Below are 22,329 nucleotides of genomic sequence, written 5' to 3' on the forward strand. Positions count from 1 at the left end.
GAACGTTACCGCTAGACAAAGATAAAAAGGGAACGAACGCAGAAATCCGTGTGCATCTGTGGTTGAAAATTCGACTTATTGATTATAATAATCTTTCATCTTAAATTTTTGCACGGTTCTTTTTATTTTTCCGTCAACAATTTTTTGAGTAATCACAGTAACAATATCGGCAATGCTCGAATCTTCAATTACCGATGAGTCTTCGTATGGTATGTTTTTAGCGTCAAATTTGTAGTTGATGGTTTTGTCAAAACAACAACCATCTTTTTGATGAATAGCAATTTGCTTTGTTTTTTTATCAACATCAAACATCCCTAAATTTTCACTTGCCAGTTTAGTGAGTTCACTGTTTGGTAGGAATTTGTTTTCTGCTGCTGCCAAATAAACATCATAAGATGGACTCGAATAAGCACCTTTATTGCCATTTCTGATCGCAAGATCTTCAAGGCCGTCAAAATTAAAATCGCCAAAAATTAAAGGTGTCTGGTATTTGCCAAGTTCCAGCCATCCAAGTTTGGCATTTTGAGTCTCAGTTAAGCCAAAATCCAGGTCTTCAGAGTGGAAGGTATCTACTTCTCTGTCTGTAACCTTATCATAAACAATTACAGTGGCTTTTCCACTACAAGCATTCCCTTCACATTTATCAACAAAAATTTTAGCCTTGTATTGGTCAGAACTGTTATTTGCCAGGAATTTAAACTGTGCTTTCGAAGTATTGGCAATCAATAAAATACTGCAAAAGATGATCAGACTTTTCATTAAAAATTTTTCTGTAAAATTACAGCAATATCATTCACTGAAAAGTTAAAAAAGGTTAACGTTTTCTCTTGCGTGTTTTGATATAACTTTGTACTGCAGATTTTGTGGTAAGCCAATCTCTGCCTTCTTTATAGGCATCTATTTTGCCTTGCCTTGCCAATAGGCTCACATACTCCTGGCCATAAGGAAACTCAGGTTCTGAAACAATTTGTGATATAGGTTCATAATCCCCATAATTGTTTCCAGGCAATGCATTTATGTAGATATTTAACGAACGCTCTAAGGCCTGCAGCATCAATAAACAAAGTTTATGGTAATTGCCCTTGTTAGCTTGATTAAGTGCTTCGTAGTATTTCTTTCTGTCGTTTTTGAGGATGATAGCAGGAGGGAAGCCATTTCGCATAAGTAGTAAATTCATCGCAAGCCTTACGGTACGCCCATTCCCATCAAAAAAAGGATGAATCCAAACCAGTTTATGGTGGAAAATAGTAGACAATACAATATCATTTAACCCTAGTGGATTATCGTTAATAAACTTGATCAGCTGATCAAGTAGATCAGAAACTTTATTTGCATTTGGCGGCGTAAAATTTGCACCTACAATACGTACTCCGCCATTTCTTAAACGGCCCGCATAATCATCTTCAATGCTTCGCAATACCAAGCCATGCAGGGATAGGATATCAATGCTTCTTAAGGTGTAGTTTTTATTGACTAAGGTATATAAGTAATCAATGGCTTTTTCGTGGTTATAGGCTTCGAAATGCTCCCTAAGTGATTTTCCTTTTACGGTCATGCCTTCCTGTAAAACCATTTGGGTTTCTTTCAGGCTTAAGGTGTTTCCTTCTATACTGTTTGAGTTGTAAGTCCACTCGAGCGTAAGGTCTTCTTTAATGCGGTGTAGTGCGCTATTAGGCAATGGCCTTGAAGTTTCTAACCTGGCCTTTTTTTCGTATAACCTTTCTATTTGCGGTAATAGCTCTTCTAAATCGCCTAAATCAAAATCACACATACCCAAAGATAATAATTATCGGTTATACTTAAAAATAAACCTATCCGATATTAATATTTTATCCAAAAAAAAATGATAACGTTACGTTATCATTTTAAAATGTTTTTAGGGTGCTTATTCCCACTTAAATACTTTTACCGCTACGGCATAAATGCCAATACCCCAAAGCAATAAGATCATAATCTGGAATTTTACATCCCATAGGCCTAAGCCTTCAAAAGCTACTTTACGCATGGCATCGTTTAAATAGGTAAGTGGCAAAGCCCGGCTAATCGGCTGTAACCAACTTGGAAAAGCCTCGATAGAAAAGAATGTTCCCGACAGTAAAAACTGTGGGAGGGTAATAATATTTGATATTGGAGGTACCATACTTTCGCTTTTGGCAATGCCCGAGATAATAAAGCCAAAGCCCATAAAAACGATAATGCCCATTGTGGCCAGTATAAGCATGTTGACGACCGTGAGTGCGCCATGTACAAGGGTAAAGCCAAAAAAGAAATGGCCAATTAAAATGATAAATAATGCACCAATTAAGGCAAATCCAATACGGGCAATTCCTTCGCCAATGACAATGCTCGAACGCCTTACCGGAGTTGCGAAAAAACGCTTGATTACCAGGGTTTGGCGCAGACTTAAGAATACGAATGCTGTTCCGAAAACGCCTGTGCTTAATAGCGAAAAGCCCAACTGACCTGGAAGAATAAAATCAATGGTTTTATACTCACGGCCAGTAATCGTGCTTTCTTTTATTTCTGCTACCGTTGGTTTTAAGGTTTTATCGTAAAAAATATTGTTTAAAACCGATTTTAAAATTCCGCCTTTATCCCTTGATGCTGATGTATACACCACATTAACCGAATAGGCGGCAGAATTTATTTTTCTATGTACATCAATCATAGCATCAACATTACCCTTTTCAAGTAATTTATCAAATTCGGCTTTTGATTTATCTTTGACCAAACGGATCATTCCTGTTTTTTCCAACATGCCCATTACCGGGTTGTTTACATCAGAGCCTGGTGTTACCCCAACATCGATACGGGTTCCACCGCCACCCAAAAATCCGAAGACAAGGATAAATATCAAAGGAAAAGCAAGCGTAAATACTACTGCCGATGGACTCCGCATAATCGACCGGAAACTCGCTTTGGCAAGGGCTAGGGTTGCTGTAAGGTTGTTATATTTTTTCATTTACTATTTTGATTAATAGTTGCACTGTTTTATGTTTTTAAACCCGATTGAAGTGTAAATCCTTTTTGCCGGGTATCTTTTAACTACTTGATGAATATTTGCAAAAAGATTGCAACGAAAAGCGGGAGTAACATTGATTGGAATACTGCACTTGCTTTTCAAAAGATCTTGAAATTTAAACTATTCACGCCACTCTTGCCCGGTAAGATTGATGAAAACATCTTCCAGATTGGCCTTTTTAACCTCTTTTTTGCGTTCAAAACCACTATTTACTAATTGGTCTATTAAATTATCAGGTGTATCCAGAGCGATGATTTGTCCGCGTTCTACAAAAGCAACGCGATCGCAAAGCTGTTCAGCCTCGTCCATATAGTGTGTGGTGATAACCACGGTTGTTCCTGCATCGCGGATTTCTTTAATCAGATCCCAAAGATTCCTGCGGGCCTGTGGATCCAGGCCTGTTGTAGGCTCATCTAAAAAAATAATTTTTGGTTGATTGATGAGTGTTGTGGCGATAGAGAAACGCTGCTTTTGTCCGCCTGAAAGTGCTTTATATTTGGCTTTGGCCTTATCCTGAAGATTTACTTTCTCCAGCATCTCCATGGGTTTAATTTTGGCGCCATATAACCCGGCAAAAAGTTCAATCAGTTCGATCAGGTTTAGATTCGGATAATAACCAGCTGCCTGTAGCTGTACACCAATAATCTGTTTAATATCCTGCGGCTGTTTATCAACAGAAAAACCATCAACAATAATTTCACCCGATGTTTTAGCTCTCAATGTTTCTATAATTTCGAGGGTAGTGGTTTTTCCAGCGCCATTAGGTCCAAGCAGACCGAAAATCTCATGCTCATACACCTCAAAACTAAGCCCTTGAACGGCCACGAAATCATCGTATTTTTTTACCAGGTCTTTAACACTGATAATGGCTTTTTTTGTTTCCATGTTGCGAATGTAAGCAGCTTTAAATGAATAGGGAATGAATTTTTAAACACATAGCCGAAAATGTCGGTAAAATGATGTTTTAAGCAGGCGAAAATAGGTTATAAAAGAAATCTGCGGATCGGCAGCTTATTTTTGCCGCAAATCCGCAGATCTTATTATTGTATTTGGCTTTTAACCTTTGGTCTTTCTACCTCAAACTTACCAAACCAGCTCACCTTTCATTACTTCAACGAAATCATCGAATAAGTAACGTGAATCATGTGGACCTGGAGAAGATTCCGGGTGATATTGAACTGAGAAAGCTTTTTTACCTTTTACACGGATTCCCTCGATTGATTTATCATTCAAGTTAACGTGTGTAATTTCTACTTTATCAGAGTTTCTAACCTCATCTGGAATTACACCAAAACCATGGTTCTGTGAAGTAACCTCGCAGTGGTTTTTGATAATGTTTTTAACAGGGTGGTTTAATCCGCGGTGACCATTAAACATTTTCATGGTACCGATACCGTTAGCTTCGGCCAATAACTGGTGACCTAAACAGATACCGAACAATGGTTTATCTTCTGCTAATATGTCTTTGATCGTTTCTACCGCGTAAGGCATTACCGATGGATCGCCAGGGCCGTTTGAAATAAAGTAGCCATCTGGGCTAAATTTTTCCATTTCGGCAAAAGTGGTTTTGGCCGGAAAAACCTGAACGTAGATATCGCGATTTTCGAAGCTGCGCAAAATGTTTTTCTTGATACCTAAATCAAGGGCAGCCACTTTTAAGCTCGCTTCAGGGTTACCGTAAAAATATGGTTCGCTCGTACTTACTTTAGAAGAAAGCTCTAAACCTTCCATTGATGGTACTTCGGCAAGCTTTTGTTTTAATTCTTCCAGGTTGGTAATTTCAGATGAAATGATCGCGTTCATGGCGCCTTTATCTCTAATGTGACGAACCAATGCACGCGTATCGATATCAGAAATGGCAACTAAATTATCATTTTGGAAATAATCCTGAATAGATTCGGTTGCTTCTTTACGGCTATAAACGATATTGTAATTTTTGCAGACTAAACCGGCAATTTTGATCGAACCCGATTCGATTTCATCTTTATGGATACCATAATTACCAATATGTGCATTGGTGGTAACCATTATCTGTCCAAAATAACTTGGATCGGTGAAAATTTCCTGGTAACCTGTCATCCCGGTATTAAAACAAATTTCGCCAGTAGTAGTTCCAATTTTTCCGGCCGCTTTGCCGTAAAAAACTGTGCCATCGGCCAGTAATAAAATCGCAGGTAACTTGGTGTAGTTAGTCATGGTGATTACAATATGGATTTTGATTTAAAAAAGAGTTGAAAAAAGAATGGCTTTCGGCATTAAAGCCGTATTTGCAGGGTGCAAAAAAAGATGAATATATCCCTTCCATTTCGGGGTACAAAGATAGGGTTTAAGATCGGAAATGTAAAGAGAAAAGTGAAATAAGATTGAAGCTGAAAGCAGAAAGACTAAAGCAGAAAGCGGTGAAGCATGATTTAAATGAAAAATGATTTTTGCCTTAGATAGCTTTGGTCTTTTACCTTTAGTCTTTCAGCTTAATTAAAGAAAAAACAATACTTTTGGCAACACAAAACAAATCCCATGTCGGTACATAAAGAAATCAAACGCATCACTACGCACATTTTACAGGAAATGAAACAACGTGGTGAAAAAATATCGATGTTAACAGCCTACGATTATTCGATGGCGACCATCCTTGACGATGCAGGATTAGACGTTTTATTGGTTGGCGATTCTGCTTCGAATGTAATGGCTGGTCACGAAACAACTTTGCCTATCACCCTGGATCAGATGATTTATCATGCTGCATCTGTAATCAGGGCCGTTAAACGTGCTTTTGTGGTAGTTGATTTACCTTTCGGCTCCTATCAGGGAAACTCGAAGGAAGCTTTGAACTCCGCCATAAGGATTATGAAAGAATCAGGAGCCCACGGTGTTAAATTAGAGGGCGGTGAAGAAATTATTGAATCTGTTCAACGTATCATTACAGCAGGAATTCCTGTAATGGGACACCTGGGTTTAACACCGCAATCAATTTACAAATTTGGAACCTATACCGTTCGTGCAAAGGAAGAAGAAGAAGCAAATAAGTTAAAAACAGATATTTTGGCCTTACAGGCTGCAGGTTGTTTTGCAGTTGTATTGGAGAAAATTCCTGCTGCCCTAGGCAAAGAAGTTACAGAAAGTTTGCATATTCCAACTATCGGCATTGGTGCCGGACCAAACTGTGATGGACAGGTTTTGGTAGTAAATGATATGATTGGTTTAACCAAAGGATTTAAACCACGATTTTTACGCCAGTATATCAACCTGTATGATGAAATTTTAGGTGCGGCGCAATCTTATATTCGTGATGTGAAAGGAAACGATTTCCCGAACGAGAAAGAACAATACTAAGTTTGGAGCCGGGTGTTTTGAGTTTGGAGTTTTTTCAAGCGCAGATAAACTATCCAGCTTTAAACAACTAACAGATTAACCAATAGAATTCGCAATAGACGATTTGCTTTGTCAAATGAACTAATGACGAATGAACCAATAAACTAACCGATGCCAATTACCGATAACGACATCCTTTTTGAAGATAATCATTTAATCGCCATTAATAAAAGGGCAGGTGATATTGTACAGGTTGATGAAACCGGCGATGAGCCTTTGGATGAGCAGGTAAAAAAGTATATCGCTAAAAAGTACAATAAGCCAAATGGTGCTTTTCTGGGTGTAGTACACCGTTTAGATCGGCCGGTGAGTGGAGTAATCTTATTTGCCAAAACGAGTAAGGCTTTGGAGCGGATGAATGCCGTTTTTAAAAATAGAGAAGTAAAGAAAACCTATTGGGCAGTGGTGAAGAATAAGCCAGAAAAAGAGTCGGCTACTTTGGTGCATTGGCTGGTTAAAAACCCACAGAAAAATGTGGTTTCTTATTATAATACAGAAGTTACCGGCAGTCAGCGGGCCGAGCTTTCTTATAAAGTAAAAGCCAAGGTAGGCGATTATTACCTGCTGGAAGTTGATCCTTTAACAGGCCGCTCACACCAGATCAGGGTTCAGTTATCCTCAATGGGGTGTCCGATTATGGGCGATAATAAATATGGTTATCCGCGAGGAAGCAGAAAAGGAAGTATTTGCCTGCATGCCCGTCGCCTACAGTTTATGCACCCGGTAAAAAAAGAACCTGTAAACATATTTGCAAAGCTGCCTGTTGATGGTTTTTGGGAACGCTTCGAAGACTTATAGCACAACAATATTTAGTAATTAAGATATCCGGTCACAATATTTAAATATTTGACCGGATTTTTTATGATTTGGCATCATATTAGTCTGTTAAGTATAAAACCCAGATTAATCATGAAAAACACCATCTTATCTATTGCCTCGATAGGCCTGTTGGCTTCTACACTAGTTTCTTGCGATAGTACAAAAAAAACGGAAACGACAAAAGACTCTAGCGAAATTTCTGCTAATGGAGACACCGTAACGAAAGTGACTACTAAAACAACTGAAATTGTTAAAACCGATGTTCCAACTTTCTCAAGTGAAGAGGTAAACAAAGGGCTTGCTGAATATTCTAAACTTAAAGACGAATATGTTGCAGCTGTAAAAAGTAAAAATGCAGCTGAAATTAAAGCCATAAGCGATAAATACACTGCATGGGCAAATCAGGCAACGGGATGGGCAAGTAAGCTAAAGCCAGATGAAATACAAAAGTATTCTGATTATATGCTTAAGTTAAGCGAAGAATGGACGAAGGCCGCTAAGGATGCTGTGAGTAAATAGTGGATAAAAGCTAAGAAAGGTCGTCATTTCGACTGAAGCGCAGCGAAATGGAGAAATCTTTAAACTATGTGAAAGATTTCTCCACTGCGGTCGAAATGACGATTTATGGATTGAGATGACGATGTATTATTTACAATCAATTTTGTCAAAAGTCATCGATCCATCAAACTTTAGTTTGCTTAGGTCTTTGAACTTGGTTTCCCCTTTTACTTCCTGTACATCGCCAAATCCCTCTGCCAGCTGATCGCCCTTTTTCAAAAAAGCCACTTCCCTGATTGATGTTTTGCCTTCAGAATGAAAAGTATAGTTTGCAATTATGGTATCGCCTTTAACAACCCCGGCTATAGTGCCTGCATTTTTATCTTTTTCGTATAAATTATAGCCCAAAGTGCCTGTTAACTTCTTGTCAATTGTCTTCAGTGTTAGGGTAGCGGTATCACGGTTTTTAATGTACTGATAACATTGAGTAGAATCGGTTGTTGCCGCTGCTGCATTGGTTACTATAGTAGAATCTATTTTGGCTTGTGTTTTCTTTGCTGTTCCGCCCTGGCAAGATGCCATGAATAAAGTTGCGGCTCCAAGTATTGGGATGATGTTTTTCATTAAGATATGTTTTTTGCTTATCGGATTGATTTTATTAGTAAGCAAAGGCCTTGCCAAAATATTACCCTTCCCGTCTTTCATATCCTGACCAGTTTGATTATAAGCGGGTATTTACAAAAGGGTGATAGCATTATCTGCAGTGTATCATTTTAAAAAAGATAAGGAAATATTCGTTCCTTTATTTTCTTCAGATTTGATATCGACATCTATTTTATGGAATCTGGCGATACTTTGCACAATGGCCAGCCCCAAACCAAAGCCATTTTCTTCGCTATTTCCTCTTTTAAAACGATCGAAAGCATTTTCTACCAATGCTGCGCTCATCCCTGATCCAGTATCGCTGATGGTGAGTACATAATGTTCATTTTCCGTATTATCGGTTATGGTAATTGCTCCGCTGTCAACATTGTATTTAATTGCATTATTGATGATGTTGATTAATAGCGTGTGTATCAGTGCTTTATTCCCTGTAAAGTGGAAGTCTTTTGATAGGTTGGCACTATAACTGATGTTTTTATCAGCTATCCGATCTTCCAGATCTTCATATATATCATCGATTTCCTGTTTGAGGCTAATTTCTTCTGTTTTTAGGTACTGGTTGTTTTCAACTTTCGAAATGAGTAATAAACTATTGATAATTACCTTTAAGCGGTTCAAGGTTTTTAATGATGCATATAGCTTATTTTCGTGTTCAATGGGAATACCTGGTGTATTGAGCATATTTTCAAACCGCGTACTTAAAATTGAAATAGGGGTAAGCAGTTCATGCGAAACATTGGCAATAAACTGCTTTTCTAAAGCGAAAAGTGTGTTTATTTTGCGCATTAAAGAATTTATGCTATTATCGAGGATTTTAAAATCACTGGTACTGGTAGGTATATTCTGGTAATTATAATGAGTGGGATCATCAACCAGGTTAATTTTTTTATCAATAATGCGGTAAAATGGTTTGAGCAGAAAGTTAGAGAAGGTAAAGTCGGCAACTAGGGTAATCAACAAAGCAGCAACAAGTACAATCAGCATATAAAAACGGATCGAATTTTTAATAGATTGAAGTGCTGTCATTGTTTCCCCAATCTCTAAGTTGTACCAGTTTGTATGGTAAGAGAACTTGTAGTTTAAAATGCGGTATACTTCAATATCGCCCTCTATTTCTCTTTTTTCGGTAAATACCTTCGCGGTAGAATCTTTTTGATTGTCGGGTATATCCGTTAACACAATAAATTCTTCCTTTAAAATATTGTAGTCGGTAAATGATTGTTCTTTATTTAAAAGGCTGTCGATCTCATTATCATTTAAATTTTTGATGATTTTGTTCTTCTTTTTGATTAAACGGTTGTCGAGCTGGTTATAAGCAAGTCTGTCTAATGAGAATAAAATGATAGCACCTAATACCAGGATGATGGCAATTTTGGTTACTGCATTATATAAAGAAAACTTAACCTGTAACTTCATTTATATGGAAGATGTTTTATGTAAGATGGACGAGGGTTTATTTATCGATGGGTTAACTGTTTAAATCGGTTAATTGACGCTAAGCGCTAACCACCAAAGGTTCAAACCTAACTTACCTTATGGTTCATGGTTAAATAGCATAGCGTTTATAAATTATAATTATTGTAGCTATTATCAATCAACTATGAATAGCAGTTTGGTTATAGCCTATCAACTATTAACTATCAATCTCTTAATCTTCGGATCTCTGACTCCTGACTTCCCGACTCCTAGCAATTAATCCTATATCCTATACTTCTTACCGTTTCAAACCAGTCTATCGGACTAATCCCTGCAAGTTTTTTTCTCAGGTTTTTAACATGAACATCAACAAAGTTTGAATCTGAATTGACTTCTAAAATATCACCCCAAACATGTTCAGTTAAACTCATTCTCGATACCACTCGGTTTTTGTTCAACACCAGATAGTTAAATATCTCGAACTCCTTTTTGGTCAGGTTTAATCTTTCATCACCAAAAGAGACAGTTCTATTTTGGATATTGAGCATGAAATCGTGAATGTTTACCTCGTTTTTCTCTAATTTATGTTTTCTACGCGTAATGGCGTGCATTCGCGCTAAGAGTTCATTTAGTGAAAATGGCTTTGGTAAATAATCGTCTGCGCCCTCATCAAGACCTTTAATCCGGTCATCAACAGCACTACGGGCGGTTAAAATGATTACAGCATCATCACGGTCTTTCATGGCCTTTAACTGTTTTAAAATTTCAAAACCATCACCATCTGGTAAGCCCAGGTCTAATAAAATAAAATCGTAATTATTTACAAATATCTTTTCTTCAGCAGAAGATTTTTTCCAGGCATGCTCTACAATAAATCCCTCTTTACTTAAGAATTCATCCATTTCAAGCGCCAGGCTTTTTTCATCTTCAACGATTAATACATTCATTTCAGCTAACAGTTAGTAGTTTTATTTTTCAGCATTTTAATTATGCCCTATGCTTTTTACCCTGCAACTAAGTTAATATTTTTTAAGATGGTCTTGCAAGCTTCTTTAATTTCTTCTTCAGTAATAATTAGTGGTGGAGCTATCCGCATAGAATTGCTGCAATGTAAAAACCAGTCTGATAATACGCCATCCAAAATACAGGCATCGATGATTTTTTTATTGATCTCGAAATTCTCAAACTCCACCGCAAGCATTAAACCTTTTCCCCTGATTTCTTTAATGGCAGGATGTTTTAAAAGCTGTTTAAACAACTGACCTTTTTCTTCAACTTCATCCACGATATGACCATCAACCAAGGTGCGTAAAGTAGCCAATCCGGCAGCGCAGCAAACCGGATGACCGCCAAAGGTAGTCATGTGACCCAAGATTGGTGTATGTGATAATACCGACATAATCGCTAACGAACTGATAAAGGCGCCGATTGGCATTCCACCTCCAATTCCCTTCGCTAACAGTAGCACATCTGGTACTACATTATAGTGCTGAAAGGCGAACATTTTACCGCTGCGGCCAAAACCTGATTGTATTTCATCGAAAATTAATAATGTGCCTGTTGCTGTGCATTTATCCCGTAAAGCCTGCATATACTTCAAATCAGCAACCCTTATTCCAGCTTCACCTTGTATAGGCTCAATAAAAACAGCAGCAATTTCTGTAGTAATTTTTTCGAGATCAGCAAGGTTGTTATGCTCAATAAAACTTACGTGTGGCAAGAAAGGACCGTAGCCAGACGAATAAAAATCACTTTCCATTAAACTTTCTGCACCTTGCGTACTGCCATGATAAGCATTTTTGCAGGCAATAAATCCTTTTCGGCCAGTATAACGTTTAGCCAGTTTCATGGCGCCTTCTACAGCCTCGGTTCCAGAGTTTAAAAAGTATGTACAGCTCAGGCTTTCGGGTAAAATTTCGGCAAGTGCTTTGGCAAAATTTACCTGAGGAGTTTGTACATATTCGCCATACACCATGAGGTGCATATAGGTTTCTGCCTGATCCTGAATGGCCTTCACTACCGCAGGATGACAATGACCAACATTACTTACACCGATACCGGCAATAAGATCGATGTGTTTTTTGTTCTGCGCATCGTAAATATAGATTCCTTTTGCCCTTACAAATTCGAGCATAAGCGGCTCTGGAGAGGTTTGTGCATTGTGTTGTAAAAACAACTGACGTTGGGTAAGCATGGCACAAAAGTACGGAAATGAAAGAGTGCTTTAAAACAAAAAAGACCTACATTGCTGTAAGTCTTTTCTTTATTGCTTTTGGCCGCCTTTAAATCGGTTGAGTAACTCGCGTTTAAAACCTTCTTGAGCCCGGTAAAACTTCCCAACAATTTTTATTGGCAATGCCGATTTAAGTTTGTTGTAATATTTTTTATCGAGATTAAGATCTCTTTGTTTAAAATCAAATTCGCTGGTAATTAAGCTCTGTACCTGTGCATCCGTTAAATTATCTATTTCAGTCGTTTTTCTGAAAGAGATCATTTTCTGCATGCGTTCTTTGCGCAGGGCACTTTGTTCTGCCTGCATATCATTATAAATTGGCCAGAAAATTTTAGCCTCTTCTGGTGATAGGTCCAGTTTTTGAGTGAAAAAAGCTATTTTAAGTGATTCGATTTCCTCGCTCTTTGGTCTTTGAGCCAAAAGTGTTGTAGGCAATAGAAACATTAAAGCAACAAAAAGTAAATTCTTCATTATTTTAATTATTTAGTTCCTGAGATAAATCACTTGAAGAGAAATTACTCAGGATGTAGTTTTCCATTTCTGTATCTGACGCAGAAGTAGTTTTTATATTAGACGATGTAGTATTTTGCGTTTCTAAATGATCAATGATCGTGCTTTCGTCAATGTCGTATAACATTTGTTCATTTACTGTTTCGGCAGATTGTACTTGCTGAACGGTATTGGTGCTGTTCTGGTAAAAATAAATGCCAAACGAAGCCATTAATAAGAAACAGGCCGCACTTGCATATTTAACGATGTTTCTTCGCCATAAAGGAATAACTTTAGCCTCCTTTTTAGATTCCGATGCTGCAATCCTATCGATAATTCTACTTTGTAGCTTATCGAAATAATTTTCAGGTACTGTAAAAGTATTTTCTGCCTTAGGCATTTCAGACAGAACAATTCGGGTTTGTATTTGTTCTGTTAAGTTTTCAAAATAATGCGGCGGAACTTCAAAATTGTTTTTAATGGTTTTCTGTTGCAATCCATCTAAGAAAACAGCAGAAAAAATGGCCTCATCACTATTTTCGAAATATCCATCAGGAACGGAGAAAGGATTACGTTTCCCCATAGCCGCAAGTGCAGGAGCCTCGTTCATCCAATCGTTATTTTCTATATTTTCGTTCATCACAGATATATGATACAATTAAAGTGAAAAGGTTTAATAGTCTACTTCATCATTTGTAATAAAAGCTTCAATTTTTTTTGCAGCAATGTGAAATGATGCTTTTAGCGCACCTACCGAGGTTCCCAGTACCTCTGAAATCTCTTCATATTTCATATCATCAAAATATTTCATATTAAAGATAATGCGTTGTTTCTCAGGTAAGGTGAGAATTGCTTTTTGCAATTTGAGCTCAAGCTTATCGCCGTTAAAATATGATGATGCCACCAGATTATCGGCAAGCTCGGATGAAACCTCATCCAAAGGGGTATTGTTACGCTGCTTTTGTTTATTTAAGAAGGTAATCGATTCGTTGGTGGCAATACGGTAAATCCACGTATAGAGCTGAGAATCGCTTCTAAATTTATCGAGATTTTTCCAAACTTTAACAAATACTTCCTGCAAGAGGTCATCGCAGTCATCATGGTTTAAAACCAGCCTGCGGATATGCCAGTATATTTTTTGCTGGTATTTTTTTAGCAACAGGTTAAAGGCTTCATTACGCGTATGCTCGACAGCAAACATGGCAAGAATTTCTGAATCTTCAACTTGTTTCATTGTATTTTTAGATGTGAGATGTAAGAATTGAGATATGAGATTTGAATTATGTCTCAAACCTCATATCTAATTTCTCAAATCTATTTTTTTCTGCCAATTACTTTTTGAACCGCTTCAACAATGTTTACAGCATCTAAGCCATATTTAGACATTAATTGATCTGGAGTTCCGCTTTCACCAAAAGTATCGTTAGTGGCTACAAACTCTTGTGGAGTTGGTAATTCAGTAGTTAACAAACGTGCTACGCTTTCGCCCAGGCCGCCAAATTTATTGTGCTCTTCGCAGGTAACCACGCATCCGGTTTTCTTAACAGATTTTAAGATGGCCTCATCATCCAAAGGTTTAATGGTATGGATGTTAATAATTTCGGCATCTATGCCCAATTCAGCTAATTTCTCACCAGCTTCAATCGCTTTCCAAACCATATGGCCTGTAGCAATAATAGTAACATCGGTTCCTTCGTTAACCATCCATGCTTTACCGATCTCAAATTTTTGATCTGGATCTGTAAACACGGGGATTACCGGACGACCAAAACGTAAATAAACCGGACCTTCGTATTCTGCAATGGCCATAGTTGCTGCTTTAGTCTGATTGTAATCGCAAGGATTGATTACAACCATTCCCGGCAACATTTTCATTAAGCCTATATCTTCTAAAATCTGGTGGGTTGCACCATCTTCGCCTAAGGTTAAACCTGCGTGAGATGCACAGATTTTAACGTTTTTATTAGAATAAGCTACCGATTGGCGGATCTGATCGTAAACACGACCTGTAGAGAAATTGGCAAAAGTACCTGTAAATGGAATTTTACCGCCAATTGTCATACCTGCTGCAATACCGATCATATTTGCTTCTGCAATACCAACCTGTGTAAAACGCTCCGGAAAATCTTTAATAAAAGCATCCATTTTAAGCGATCCAACTAAATCGGCACATAAGGCAACCACATTTTCGTTTTTCTTTCCGGCTTCATGTAAGCCAGCTCCAAAACCCGAACGTGTATCTTTTTTTTCTGTATATGTATATTTTTTCACGAGCCTATATTTTTTATTTAAAGGTGTTCAAGCTTGCTTCGCAGGTTTTCATACCCCAAACCCCTAAAGGGGCTTTATTTGTAGTTAAAATTAAAAGTTATTTACTCCCCCTTCAGGGGGTAAGGGGGCTAGTAATCCCCTAAAGTTTCTGGTAATTGCGCTAATGCAACTGCTAATTGCTCATCATTCGGAGCAGTACCATGCCATTTGTGTGAACCCACCATATAATCTACACCGGCACCCATCTGTGTGCTCATTAAATTCATAATCGGTTTACCTTTTCCGGTTAAGGTTTTAGCATAATGTAAACCCTCAACTATAGCTTGCATATCATTACCGTCAGTATTGATTACGTGCCATCCGAAAGCTTCGAATTTAGCTTGTAAATCATCTAAGGCAAGAACTTTACTCGTAGGGCCATCAATCTGCTGTCCGTTATAATCAACCGATGCAATTAAATGATCAACTTTATTGAAAGGGGCGAACATTGCTGCTTCCCAGTTTTGTCCTTCCTGTAATTCTCCATCACCCAATAAGGCAAAAACATGAGATTTGTCGCCATTTAACTTTTTAGCCAACGCTGCACCAATGGCAACTGATAAGCCCTGGCCTAATGAGCCTGAAGCAATACGGATACCTGGTAAATGCTCGTGGGTAGTTGGGTGACCTTGTAATCTGGAGTCCAGTTTACGGAAAGTTGCCAGTTCGCTTTTATCGAAATAACCAGCATGAGCCAGTGTACTGTACCAAACCGGAGAAATATGTCCATTCGAAAGGAAGAATAAATCTTCGCCTGCGCCTTCCATCGTGAAATCTGTCTTGTGGTTCAACACTTCAAAATATAAAGCGGTAAAAAAATCAGCGCATCCAAGCGAAGCACCTGGGTGGCCAGATTGGCATCCATGAACCATTCTTACGATATCTCTTCTGATTTGAGAGGCAATATCTTCTAGCTCTTTAATTGTATGTTTCATTAAAATAAGAGGTTGTTGTTACATAGCAAAGTTAATATTTTAACCGCTATATCATAATTAGTTATTGATTAAATTGAGTACTTGTTGTGTTGAGTTTTTGGTGTCAACTTTTTTGATGATATGGCTAATTTTTCCATCGCCATCTATAATGAAAGTGGTGCGAAGCGTGCCCATGTATTTTTTACCATACATGTTTTTTTCTGCCCAAACTCCGTAGTCATTTACAATTTTCTGATCGGTATCGGCCAGTAGGGTAAATGGTAAATTGTGTTTGGTTACAAATTTCTGGTGCGATTTTTCATCGTCGACGCTAACGCCTAAAACTACAATGTCTTTGGCCTGTAAACCCTGGTAGTTATCTCTGAAATCGCAAGCTTCGGCGGTACAACCAGGAGTATCATCTTTTGGGTAAAAATAAAGTACAACTGTTTTGCCTTTATAATCGCTTAGCGAAACTTCAGTTCCATTTTGATCTTTTGATGTAATTGCTGGTGCCTGATCACCTTCTTTTAACTCTGCCATATTTAATAATGATTGAATTTGAATGCTTTAATAATGGAGTATAATTAAACGATTGAATTTTGAATGATAGCATGTTTAATTCATGCTTGCAATTTAAACAGTTTATGCTATTATACTGTTGGATATATATTAAAAGATGACATTTCTTGGTTTAATTTGTGAAAAGTTGGTATCTTATGGTCACGAAATCCAAAATATCCTGCCCCTATCTAATAAATGTTACCTTGTATTTTCGGGTATTCTCTTTCATGTCTGCCACAACCAGCTCAAGTGTATGTTTTCCGGAAGTTGTTCTTTCGTCGAAACTGTGCCATAAGGTTGCGGTTTTGGTATCGAATTCCATCAAAGCCCATTTACCATCTATATAGCCATTAAAACTTTTTATCCCGGATAGATTATCGCTGATCTTAAAAAATATTTTAGATAAACCGGCCATATTTTTTCCTTCCGAGATATTTACCGGTATTATCCTAGGCGCAATGGTATCGATTGCAATATAAAAGCTGCCAAAGTTTTTTGGTGTAGCCTTAACATAACCACTTTCGAAAAATCCGCCTTGCGATGAGCCATTTGAGTTTACAATCAAAGCTTTGTTTTTTAAGTTCTCAGGAAGATTATCAGCCTTAATCGAAATATTGAAACCAATATGCAATGGGGTATACCTATTGTGGATCTGATGCACAGCTGACCAGGCATTTCCAGTTGGTTTAGGTAGTTTTTTATAAGTGAAATTTAAATCGCTGTACAATGTCCCCTGCGGGAAAACTACCTTAATATCTTCGGTATTAAATTCATTCACCTTATTATATGGATAAATTATTCCAGGGGGGATAACTGGTGTTGCGATAGGTGCTGAACCCGCATTTACCGTGAAAGGCAAAACAGATGAATTTCCTTTCGAATCGGTGATGATGTAGCGAAGCTGATGCGTAGCGCCATCATTAAAATTAATTCTGCCATTATTGATTAAACCGCTATAAATTTTTAAAGGGTTGCCAGGCTCAACAAAACTTTTCTGGATACTTCTTTTGGTATTTAGGTAGGTAGGATAATCGATATGCGAATTAATTGCTTTACTATCTTCGAAAGCAAAACGTTCAAGTGCAGAAGTATATACTTTCTTGCCATCTACTTCGAGCTGAATAGAATATACACCATTGGTGCCCGATAAACCATTATGCCGATCGGTTACTACGATACCGAAACCAACCTCACCGGTTAAACTAATGGGGGCAGCGGTTTTATAACTACCATTTGCTCCACTAATGCCAATAGCCTGTTTTGGTGTATTTTCGTTAAAGGTTTTGCCATTTAAACGGTACACGTACAATCCATGTATAACAGGCGGAATATTATCCGGAATGATAATCCCGAAAAATTGCGGATTTATGGTTTCTTCAGTTTTAGTATCTCTGATTTCGAAATGCAAATGCGGTCCGCCTGAACTGCCACGGTTACCAGACCAGGCAATAATTTCGCCTTTATGTACCGGGATTAATGTGGCATCCGGAAATTCATCAATCTCAAACGATTTTTTTTCATATTCAAGGTTTTTAACAATCGTAGCAATTTTTGGAGCGAAACGCTGTAAGTGTCCGTAAACAGTAGTAAACCCATTAGGGTGATTAATGTACAAGGCCTGTCCGAAACCACTGTTTTGAACCCTTAACCTCGAAATATAACCATCGGCTACTGCATAAACAGGATAACCTTCGCGCTGATTGGTCCTGAAATCGATTCCGGAATGAAAGTGATTGCCTCTGATTTCGCCGAATGAACCCGCCAGGGCAGGAGGGCTAATATCTAAAGGTTGCCTGAAATCTGTAATCGGGTATTTATTCGTACTATAAATCTGTTGCGCCTGAACAAAAGTTGAAGCAAATAAAAGACAAACTGAAATGGAAAATTTAAACTTATTTTGGATCGGGTTTTTAATCATTCGTTACTTTACATCAAAATTTAAAAGTTGCTTTCCTGCTAACCAGGCTTCCAGTTTATCGCCTTTATTTATTTTTCCAACGCCCTGAGGTGTGCCGGTAAAAATTAAGTCTCCTTTTTTTAAAGTAATATATTGAGAAACAAAACTGATTATCTTCTCGAACGAGAATAACAAATCTTTAGTATGGCCAACCTGGCGGCTTTCGCCATTTATGTTTAACTCAAAATTTAAATTGTAAAGGTCTTCATAATCACTTTTAGGCTGAAAAATACTGATCGGCGCAGAGTGATCAAAAGCTTTGGCCAACTCCCAGGGTAATCCCTTCTCTTTATGTTTGCTCTGGATATCTCGTGCAGTGAAATCGATTCCTAATCCAACTTCATCAAAATAGTTAGCAGCAAATTTCTCGGCAATATGTTTCCCTTCCTTGCAGATTTTTAATACCACTTCAAGTTCGTAATGAATATCATCAGAAAAATCGGGCAGGTAAAAAGGTTTATTATCTTTTAAAACAGCTGTATCAGGTTTCAGGAAAATTACTGGTGTGGTTGGAACTGGATTGTTCAGCTCTTTTGCATGTTCGGCATAATTTCGGCCAATGGCGATGATCTTCATTCTTAAGAATATGAAATATGATAAAATAGACGGGAATTAATTCCGCATCAATCAAAAATAGAAAAGAAAATGGTGTTATAAAACTGAGATCCGTTTTACCTGGCTTTCTGAGCCTGCAATAACCCTTAAAAAGTAGATGCCTGGGTTAATTCTGTTAGGAACTACAAAATTTTTATTATGCTCGCCGGCATTTAAACGTTCGTTCAAAAGTGTTGCTACTTCATTTCCCAATAAATCGATAATTTTGATCGTTGTTTGGGTGCCATCTTTTCCAATAGATAAAATAATATTCAACTGATCCTCTACCGGATTAGGATATATTTTTAAAATACTTAACAATTTATCTTTTGCTACAACTGTTGCAGTTTTAGGAACTGTAGAAGAAGTATTGAACATTCCGGAACCACCAATTGTCATGTAAAACGGCTTGTAGGGCGTAATATTGGCTTTGATTTCAGGAATTCGGCTTATTTTTTTTGTTCTGTTTTTTAAGCTGATGTGAATGCTATCACTCTGTTGTGACCAGGAATTTAAGCTGCATAACAAAACAATGCACAATGTGCAGGCGAGTTTTGTGAGTAACGTTATCCTAGTGTAGAGTTTCATCAAATTGGTATAGCAAATGTATTAATTTAAAACAAAGAAATTAAACATTTTGTTTAAAACCCATAATTTAACACAATTTAACAATAAAATTTAATTTTCATAGTGTTGAAAATACACAATAATTTGGTTGTTAAATTGTTATAGTTAGTTTACTTTTGCCGCACTTAAATAATCAACGAAGTGTCAAATCATAAAAATGTCAATGCGTTAACTGCCGGCGGTGTTCTAATTAGTTTAGGAATTGTATTTGGTGACATTGGTACATCGCCCTTGTATACCTTAAATGCAATTTTTACAACAATTTTAGGGGGAAAGCAAGATATCAATCCAACAAATGTTTTAGGCGTTTTATCTTGTATAATCTGGACATTAACCTTACAAACCACCATTAAGTATGTTATTATTACCCTTAGGGCAGATAATAAAGGTGAAGGTGGTATTTTCTCTTTATTTTCCCTTGTGCGCAAAAAGGCTAAATGGCTGGTGGTACCAGCTGTTGTAGGTGGTTGTGCACTACTTGCAGATGGTATTATCACGCCCAGTATTACGGTAACATCAGCCATTGAAGGGCTTACCAGTAAATTTGATGTACCGGTTATTCCAATTGTAATCACCATTTTAACCATCTTATTTATTATCCAGCAGTTCGGTACCAATATGGTAGGCAAGCTATTTGGTCCCGTAATGTTTGTTTGGTTTGCTGTACTAGGTGTTTTGGGCGTGTCTTTTATTATTAAAGATTTCAGCATCCTTAAAGCATTTAACCCTTACTATGCCATTCATTTATTAGTGACTAACAAACTGGCATTTTTAATTCTGGGTGGTGTGTTTTTATGTACAACTGGGGCAGAGGCTTTATATTCTGACTTAGGCCATTGCGGTAGAAATAACATTAGGATCAGTTGGATCTTTGTAAAACTGACCCTTATTCTAAACTATTTGGGACAGGGTGTTTGGATTTTGCAGAACAGTGGCAGTTATGTGCCGGGAGCTAAAATGAACCCATTTTTCCAGATCGTTCCAGATCAGTTTCAAATTCCAATGGTTATACTCGCTACTATGGCGGCAGTAATTGCCAGTCAGGCTTTAATTAGTGGCTCGTTTACTTTAATTGCTGAGGCAGTACGCTTAAACCTTTGGCCAAAAATTAAAATAGTCTACCCATCAGTTTCTAAAGGCCAGTTATACGTTCCTTCCATTAACTGGATGTTATGGATTGGTTGCTGTGGTATTGTATTCTTGTTTCAGAAAGCAGAGAGAATGGACGCGGCCTATGGTTTATCTATAACCATAGCCATGTTAATGACCACCATCCTGGTGAGTTTTTATTTAAGAAGCAGACGTTTTCCGAGATATCTGATCGCGTTATTCTTTTTTACCTATGTCATTATTGAGGGTACATTTTTGATCAGTAATTTAACTAAATTCTTACATGGCGGTTGGGTAACCGTATTAATCGGTTCCTTCTTATTTACGGTGATGTGGAGTTGGTTTGTAGCCCGGAAAATCAAAAACCGCTTTGTTAAATATGTAGAAATTGAGGATTATTATGAGATTTTAACTGAACTGAGCAGCGATGAATCGGTTCCAAAATACTCTTCTCAGCTGGTTTATTTAACTAGTGCCAACTTTAAAACGGAGATTGAATCCAAAATTATCTATTCCATTATTCAAAAAGAGCCAAAACGTGCTGACGTATATTGGTTGGTACACGTTGACGTAATGGATGAGCCGTATACTTTAGATTATAAAGTTGAATTTTTAATTCCCGGTAAATTAATCAGAATCGACTTTAGGTTAGGATTCAGGATTGAGCAACGTGTAAATTTACTTTACCGTAAGGTAGTTGAAGAATTAGTGAAAAATGGAGAGATCGATATTACCAGCCAGTACACTTCGTTAAACAAGCATAAAATTGCAGGCGATTTCAGGTTTGTGCTGTTGGAAAAACATTTATCTAAGTTTACCAAGTTAAGTTTCTACGAGAGACAGATTATGGATTACTATTTTATCCTTAAAAAACTAAGTTTGTCTGAGGAGCGAAGTTTTGGTTTGGATAGCAGTTATGTGGATGTAGAGAAGGTACCGTTGATTTTCGTTACGCCTGATGATATTGAATTACACAGACTCCCGGTTTAATTAAATGAGGACTGCGATTTTAATTTTTGGAACCGTGTTATTTATAGCAGGTCCTGCAGCCAAAATATACCATCTTGATCATGCGAATAACTACATGATTGCATCTGGATTAGGACTCGTGATGATTACCGCAATGGCATTTATCAAGAAAAAATAAATACAATCCTCTTTCTATTAAAGAAAGGGGATTTTTGTTATAGATGAAATTTATCTTCATCCCACTTGCTGGGATTGTTGATGATATAATTTGAAATGTTCTGATATGCTCTTTCATCGCGAATGATGTGTTCGTAATAATTACGCTGCCAAAGCTTTCCCATTATTTTATTGTGTGACTTGAACAACTGCATGCATGCATTTGAAACAATTGATTTGTAAGCTCCGACGATTTCAGCAATTGTCGGGGCGACCCTTGCGGTCGCCCTTTTTATCTCGTTTTCTTCTTGGGCGACCTCAAGGGTCGCCCCGACAGTAGTTCGATCTGATAAGACGATTATGCCATGCATGTGATTCGGCATGATCTGAAAAACATCAAGTTCAAAATTCGGAAATCTCTCCGCTAAATTAATCCATTCGTTATAAGCGATAGTTCCAGACTGATTTAAAATCATTTCATTACCTGAAACTTTTCCAAATCTATGGATTCTATCTTCACAGCAGATCGTGATGAAATATGCCCCTGCTTTTGAATAGTCGTAACCCTTTAACCTGATCGATCTTCGATGATGTATTAAAGGATTGTATTTCATAT

At 37.5% G+C, this 22,329-nt stretch carries 23 protein-coding genes; 4 read left to right on the forward strand and 19 right to left on the reverse strand.

Annotated elements, in window-relative coordinates; all coding sequences use genetic code 11:
• Positions 1 to 75: 75 nt before the first annotated feature.
• The 5 genes from IM793_RS23985 to carA form a co-directional block, all read right to left on the reverse strand.
• The gene (locus tag IM793_RS23985; RefSeq protein WP_193425939.1) at positions 76 to 759 is read right to left on the reverse strand and encodes a hypothetical protein; all 684 of its coding nucleotides are present in this window, start codon (positions 757 to 759) and stop codon (positions 76 to 78) included.
• 55 nt (positions 760 to 814) lie between these two features.
• Positions 815 to 1,771, reverse strand: coding sequence for a Fic family protein (locus IM793_RS23990; protein WP_193425941.1), 957 nt, complete (start codon positions 1,769 to 1,771; stop codon positions 815 to 817).
• A 114-nt stretch (positions 1,772 to 1,885) separates the two neighbouring features.
• Positions 1,886 to 2,962 carry an ABC transporter permease gene (locus tag IM793_RS23995; protein WP_193425943.1) on the reverse strand — a complete coding sequence of 359 codons (1,077 nt, stop codon included), beginning with the start codon at positions 2,960 to 2,962 and terminating at the stop codon, positions 1,886 to 1,888.
• A gap of 180 nt (positions 2,963 to 3,142) precedes the next feature.
• Positions 3,143 to 3,907, reverse strand: a complete 765-nt coding sequence (locus IM793_RS24000; protein WP_193425945.1) for an ABC transporter ATP-binding protein — start codon at positions 3,905 to 3,907, stop codon at positions 3,143 to 3,145.
• A 198-nt stretch (positions 3,908 to 4,105) separates the two neighbouring features.
• On the reverse strand, positions 4,106 to 5,218 hold the full coding sequence (gene carA, locus IM793_RS24005; protein ID WP_193425947.1) for a glutamine-hydrolyzing carbamoyl-phosphate synthase small subunit: 1,113 nt from the start codon (positions 5,216 to 5,218) through the stop codon (positions 4,106 to 4,108).
• A gap of 321 nt (positions 5,219 to 5,539) precedes the next feature.
• On the opposite strand from carA, the gene panB reads away from it, so the two are divergent.
• The 3 genes from panB to IM793_RS24020 all read left to right on the forward strand — a co-directional run bounded on the left by panB (position 5,540) and on the right by IM793_RS24020 (position 7,732).
• Positions 5,540 to 6,355, forward strand: coding sequence for a 3-methyl-2-oxobutanoate hydroxymethyltransferase (panB, locus tag IM793_RS24010; RefSeq protein ID WP_193425949.1), 816 nt, complete (start codon positions 5,540 to 5,542; stop codon positions 6,353 to 6,355).
• Between the two features lie 150 nt (positions 6,356 to 6,505).
• Complete coding sequence (locus IM793_RS24015; RefSeq protein ID WP_193425951.1) at positions 6,506 to 7,192, forward strand: RluA family pseudouridine synthase; 687 nt, start codon at positions 6,506 to 6,508, stop codon at positions 7,190 to 7,192.
• Positions 7,193 to 7,303: 111 nt separating this feature from the next.
• Complete coding sequence (locus IM793_RS24020; protein WP_193425953.1) at positions 7,304 to 7,732, forward strand: hypothetical protein; 429 nt, start codon at positions 7,304 to 7,306, stop codon at positions 7,730 to 7,732.
• 126 nt (positions 7,733 to 7,858) lie between these two features.
• On the opposite strand, the gene IM793_RS24025 is transcribed toward IM793_RS24020, so the two are convergent.
• The 13 genes from IM793_RS24025 to IM793_RS24085 form a co-directional block, all read right to left on the reverse strand.
• Complete coding sequence (locus IM793_RS24025) at positions 7,859 to 8,335, reverse strand: hypothetical protein (RefSeq protein ID WP_193425955.1); 477 nt, start codon at positions 8,333 to 8,335, stop codon at positions 7,859 to 7,861.
• Between the two features lie 144 nt (positions 8,336 to 8,479).
• On the reverse strand, positions 8,480 to 9,790 hold the full coding sequence (locus tag IM793_RS24030; RefSeq protein WP_193425957.1) for a HAMP domain-containing sensor histidine kinase: 1,311 nt from the start codon (positions 9,788 to 9,790) through the stop codon (positions 8,480 to 8,482).
• Positions 9,791 to 10,059: 269 nt separating this feature from the next.
• A complete protein-coding gene (locus IM793_RS24035) occupies positions 10,060 to 10,737 on the reverse strand; it encodes a response regulator transcription factor (protein WP_193425959.1) in 678 nt (225 codons plus the stop codon).
• 56 nt (positions 10,738 to 10,793) lie between these two features.
• Positions 10,794 to 11,984, reverse strand: coding sequence for an aspartate aminotransferase family protein (locus IM793_RS24040; RefSeq protein WP_193425961.1), 1,191 nt, complete (start codon positions 11,982 to 11,984; stop codon positions 10,794 to 10,796).
• Between the two features lie 69 nt (positions 11,985 to 12,053).
• Positions 12,054 to 12,494, reverse strand: a complete 441-nt coding sequence (locus IM793_RS24045; RefSeq protein WP_193425963.1) for a hypothetical protein — start codon at positions 12,492 to 12,494, stop codon at positions 12,054 to 12,056.
• A 4-nt stretch (positions 12,495 to 12,498) separates the two neighbouring features.
• On the reverse strand, positions 12,499 to 13,152 hold the full coding sequence (locus IM793_RS24050) for a hypothetical protein (protein WP_193425965.1): 654 nt from the start codon (positions 13,150 to 13,152) through the stop codon (positions 12,499 to 12,501).
• A 33-nt stretch (positions 13,153 to 13,185) separates the two neighbouring features.
• Positions 13,186 to 13,746: an RNA polymerase sigma factor gene (locus IM793_RS24055; RefSeq protein WP_132402533.1), complete on the reverse strand. Its 561-nt coding sequence runs from the start codon at positions 13,744 to 13,746 to the stop codon at positions 13,186 to 13,188.
• Between the two features lie 80 nt (positions 13,747 to 13,826).
• Positions 13,827 to 14,783: a transketolase family protein gene (locus IM793_RS24060; RefSeq protein WP_029274068.1), complete on the reverse strand. Its 957-nt coding sequence runs from the start codon at positions 14,781 to 14,783 to the stop codon at positions 13,827 to 13,829.
• 128 nt (positions 14,784 to 14,911) lie between these two features.
• Positions 14,912 to 15,757, reverse strand: coding sequence for a transketolase (locus IM793_RS24065; protein WP_121283564.1), 846 nt, complete (start codon positions 15,755 to 15,757; stop codon positions 14,912 to 14,914).
• Positions 15,758 to 15,814: 57 nt separating this feature from the next.
• Positions 15,815 to 16,279, reverse strand: a complete 465-nt coding sequence (gene bcp / locus IM793_RS24070; RefSeq protein ID WP_193425967.1) for a thioredoxin-dependent thiol peroxidase — start codon at positions 16,277 to 16,279, stop codon at positions 15,815 to 15,817.
• Positions 16,280 to 16,484: 205 nt separating this feature from the next.
• Complete coding sequence (locus IM793_RS24075) at positions 16,485 to 18,218, reverse strand: M23 family metallopeptidase (RefSeq protein WP_193425969.1); 1,734 nt, start codon at positions 18,216 to 18,218, stop codon at positions 16,485 to 16,487.
• Between the two features lie 3 nt (positions 18,219 to 18,221).
• Positions 18,222 to 18,833, reverse strand: a complete 612-nt coding sequence (locus tag IM793_RS24080) for a fumarylacetoacetate hydrolase family protein (RefSeq protein ID WP_193425971.1) — start codon at positions 18,831 to 18,833, stop codon at positions 18,222 to 18,224.
• Positions 18,834 to 18,908: 75 nt separating this feature from the next.
• A complete protein-coding gene (locus IM793_RS24085; protein ID WP_193425973.1) occupies positions 18,909 to 19,439 on the reverse strand; it encodes a T9SS type A sorting domain-containing protein in 531 nt (176 codons plus the stop codon).
• A 180-nt stretch (positions 19,440 to 19,619) separates the two neighbouring features.
• On the opposite strand from IM793_RS24085, the gene IM793_RS24090 reads away from it, so the two are divergent.
• Positions 19,620 to 21,578, forward strand: coding sequence for a KUP/HAK/KT family potassium transporter (locus IM793_RS24090; RefSeq protein WP_121283559.1), 1,959 nt, complete (start codon positions 19,620 to 19,622; stop codon positions 21,576 to 21,578).
• 194 nt (positions 21,579 to 21,772) lie between these two features.
• Here the strand turns inward: IM793_RS24090 and IM793_RS24095 are convergent, their stop codons facing one another.
• Positions 21,773 to 22,327: a transposase gene (locus tag IM793_RS24095; protein ID WP_193425976.1), complete on the reverse strand. Its 555-nt coding sequence runs from the start codon at positions 22,325 to 22,327 to the stop codon at positions 21,773 to 21,775.
• Positions 22,328 to 22,329 lie beyond the last annotated feature (2 nt).

The organism is Pedobacter sp. MR2016-19 (genome assembly GCF_014947265.1).
GTDB lineage: Bacteria > Bacteroidota > Bacteroidia > Sphingobacteriales > Sphingobacteriaceae > Pedobacter.

Excerpts from the sequence above, each read along its gene's own strand:
- IM793_RS23985 (WP_193425939.1), bottom strand. The coding sequence starts at position 759 with ATGAAAAGTCTGATCATCTTTTGCAGTATTTTATTGATTGCCAATACT.
- IM793_RS23990 (WP_193425941.1), bottom strand. The coding sequence starts at position 1,771 with ATGTGTGATTTTGATTTAGGCGATTTAGAAGAGCTATTACCGCAAATA.
- IM793_RS23995 (WP_193425943.1), bottom strand. The coding sequence starts at position 2,962 with ATGAAAAAATATAACAACCTTACAGCAACCCTAGCCCTTGCCAAAGCG.
- IM793_RS24000 (WP_193425945.1), bottom strand. The coding sequence starts at position 3,907 with ATGGAAACAAAAAAAGCCATTATCAGTGTTAAAGACCTGGTAAAAAAA.
- carA (WP_193425947.1), bottom strand. The coding sequence starts at position 5,218 with ATGACTAACTACACCAAGTTACCTGCGATTTTATTACTGGCCGATGGC.
- panB (WP_193425949.1), top strand. The coding sequence starts at position 5,540 with ATGTCGGTACATAAAGAAATCAAACGCATCACTACGCACATTTTACAG.
- IM793_RS24015 (WP_193425951.1), top strand. The coding sequence starts at position 6,506 with ATGCCAATTACCGATAACGACATCCTTTTTGAAGATAATCATTTAATC.
- IM793_RS24020 (WP_193425953.1), top strand. The coding sequence starts at position 7,304 with ATGAAAAACACCATCTTATCTATTGCCTCGATAGGCCTGTTGGCTTCT.
- IM793_RS24025 (WP_193425955.1), bottom strand. The coding sequence starts at position 8,335 with ATGAAAAACATCATCCCAATACTTGGAGCCGCAACTTTATTCATGGCA.
- IM793_RS24030 (WP_193425957.1), bottom strand. The coding sequence starts at position 9,790 with ATGAAGTTACAGGTTAAGTTTTCTTTATATAATGCAGTAACCAAAATT.
- IM793_RS24035 (WP_193425959.1), bottom strand. The coding sequence starts at position 10,737 with ATGAATGTATTAATCGTTGAAGATGAAAAAAGCCTGGCGCTTGAAATG.
- IM793_RS24040 (WP_193425961.1), bottom strand. The coding sequence starts at position 11,984 with ATGCTTACCCAACGTCAGTTGTTTTTACAACACAATGCACAAACCTCT.
- IM793_RS24045 (WP_193425963.1), bottom strand. The coding sequence starts at position 12,494 with ATGAAGAATTTACTTTTTGTTGCTTTAATGTTTCTATTGCCTACAACA.
- IM793_RS24050 (WP_193425965.1), bottom strand. The coding sequence starts at position 13,152 with ATGAACGAAAATATAGAAAATAACGATTGGATGAACGAGGCTCCTGCA.
- IM793_RS24055 (WP_132402533.1), bottom strand. The coding sequence starts at position 13,746 with ATGAAACAAGTTGAAGATTCAGAAATTCTTGCCATGTTTGCTGTCGAG.
- IM793_RS24065 (WP_121283564.1), bottom strand. The coding sequence starts at position 15,757 with ATGAAACATACAATTAAAGAGCTAGAAGATATTGCCTCTCAAATCAGA.
- bcp (WP_193425967.1), bottom strand. The coding sequence starts at position 16,279 with ATGGCAGAGTTAAAAGAAGGTGATCAGGCACCAGCAATTACATCAAAA.
- IM793_RS24075 (WP_193425969.1), bottom strand. The coding sequence starts at position 18,218 with ATGATTAAAAACCCGATCCAAAATAAGTTTAAATTTTCCATTTCAGTT.
- IM793_RS24080 (WP_193425971.1), bottom strand. The coding sequence starts at position 18,833 with ATGAAGATCATCGCCATTGGCCGAAATTATGCCGAACATGCAAAAGAG.
- IM793_RS24085 (WP_193425973.1), bottom strand. The coding sequence starts at position 19,439 with ATGAAACTCTACACTAGGATAACGTTACTCACAAAACTCGCCTGCACA.
- IM793_RS24095 (WP_193425976.1), bottom strand. The coding sequence starts at position 22,327 with ATGAAATACAATCCTTTAATACATCATCGAAGATCGATCAGGTTAAAG.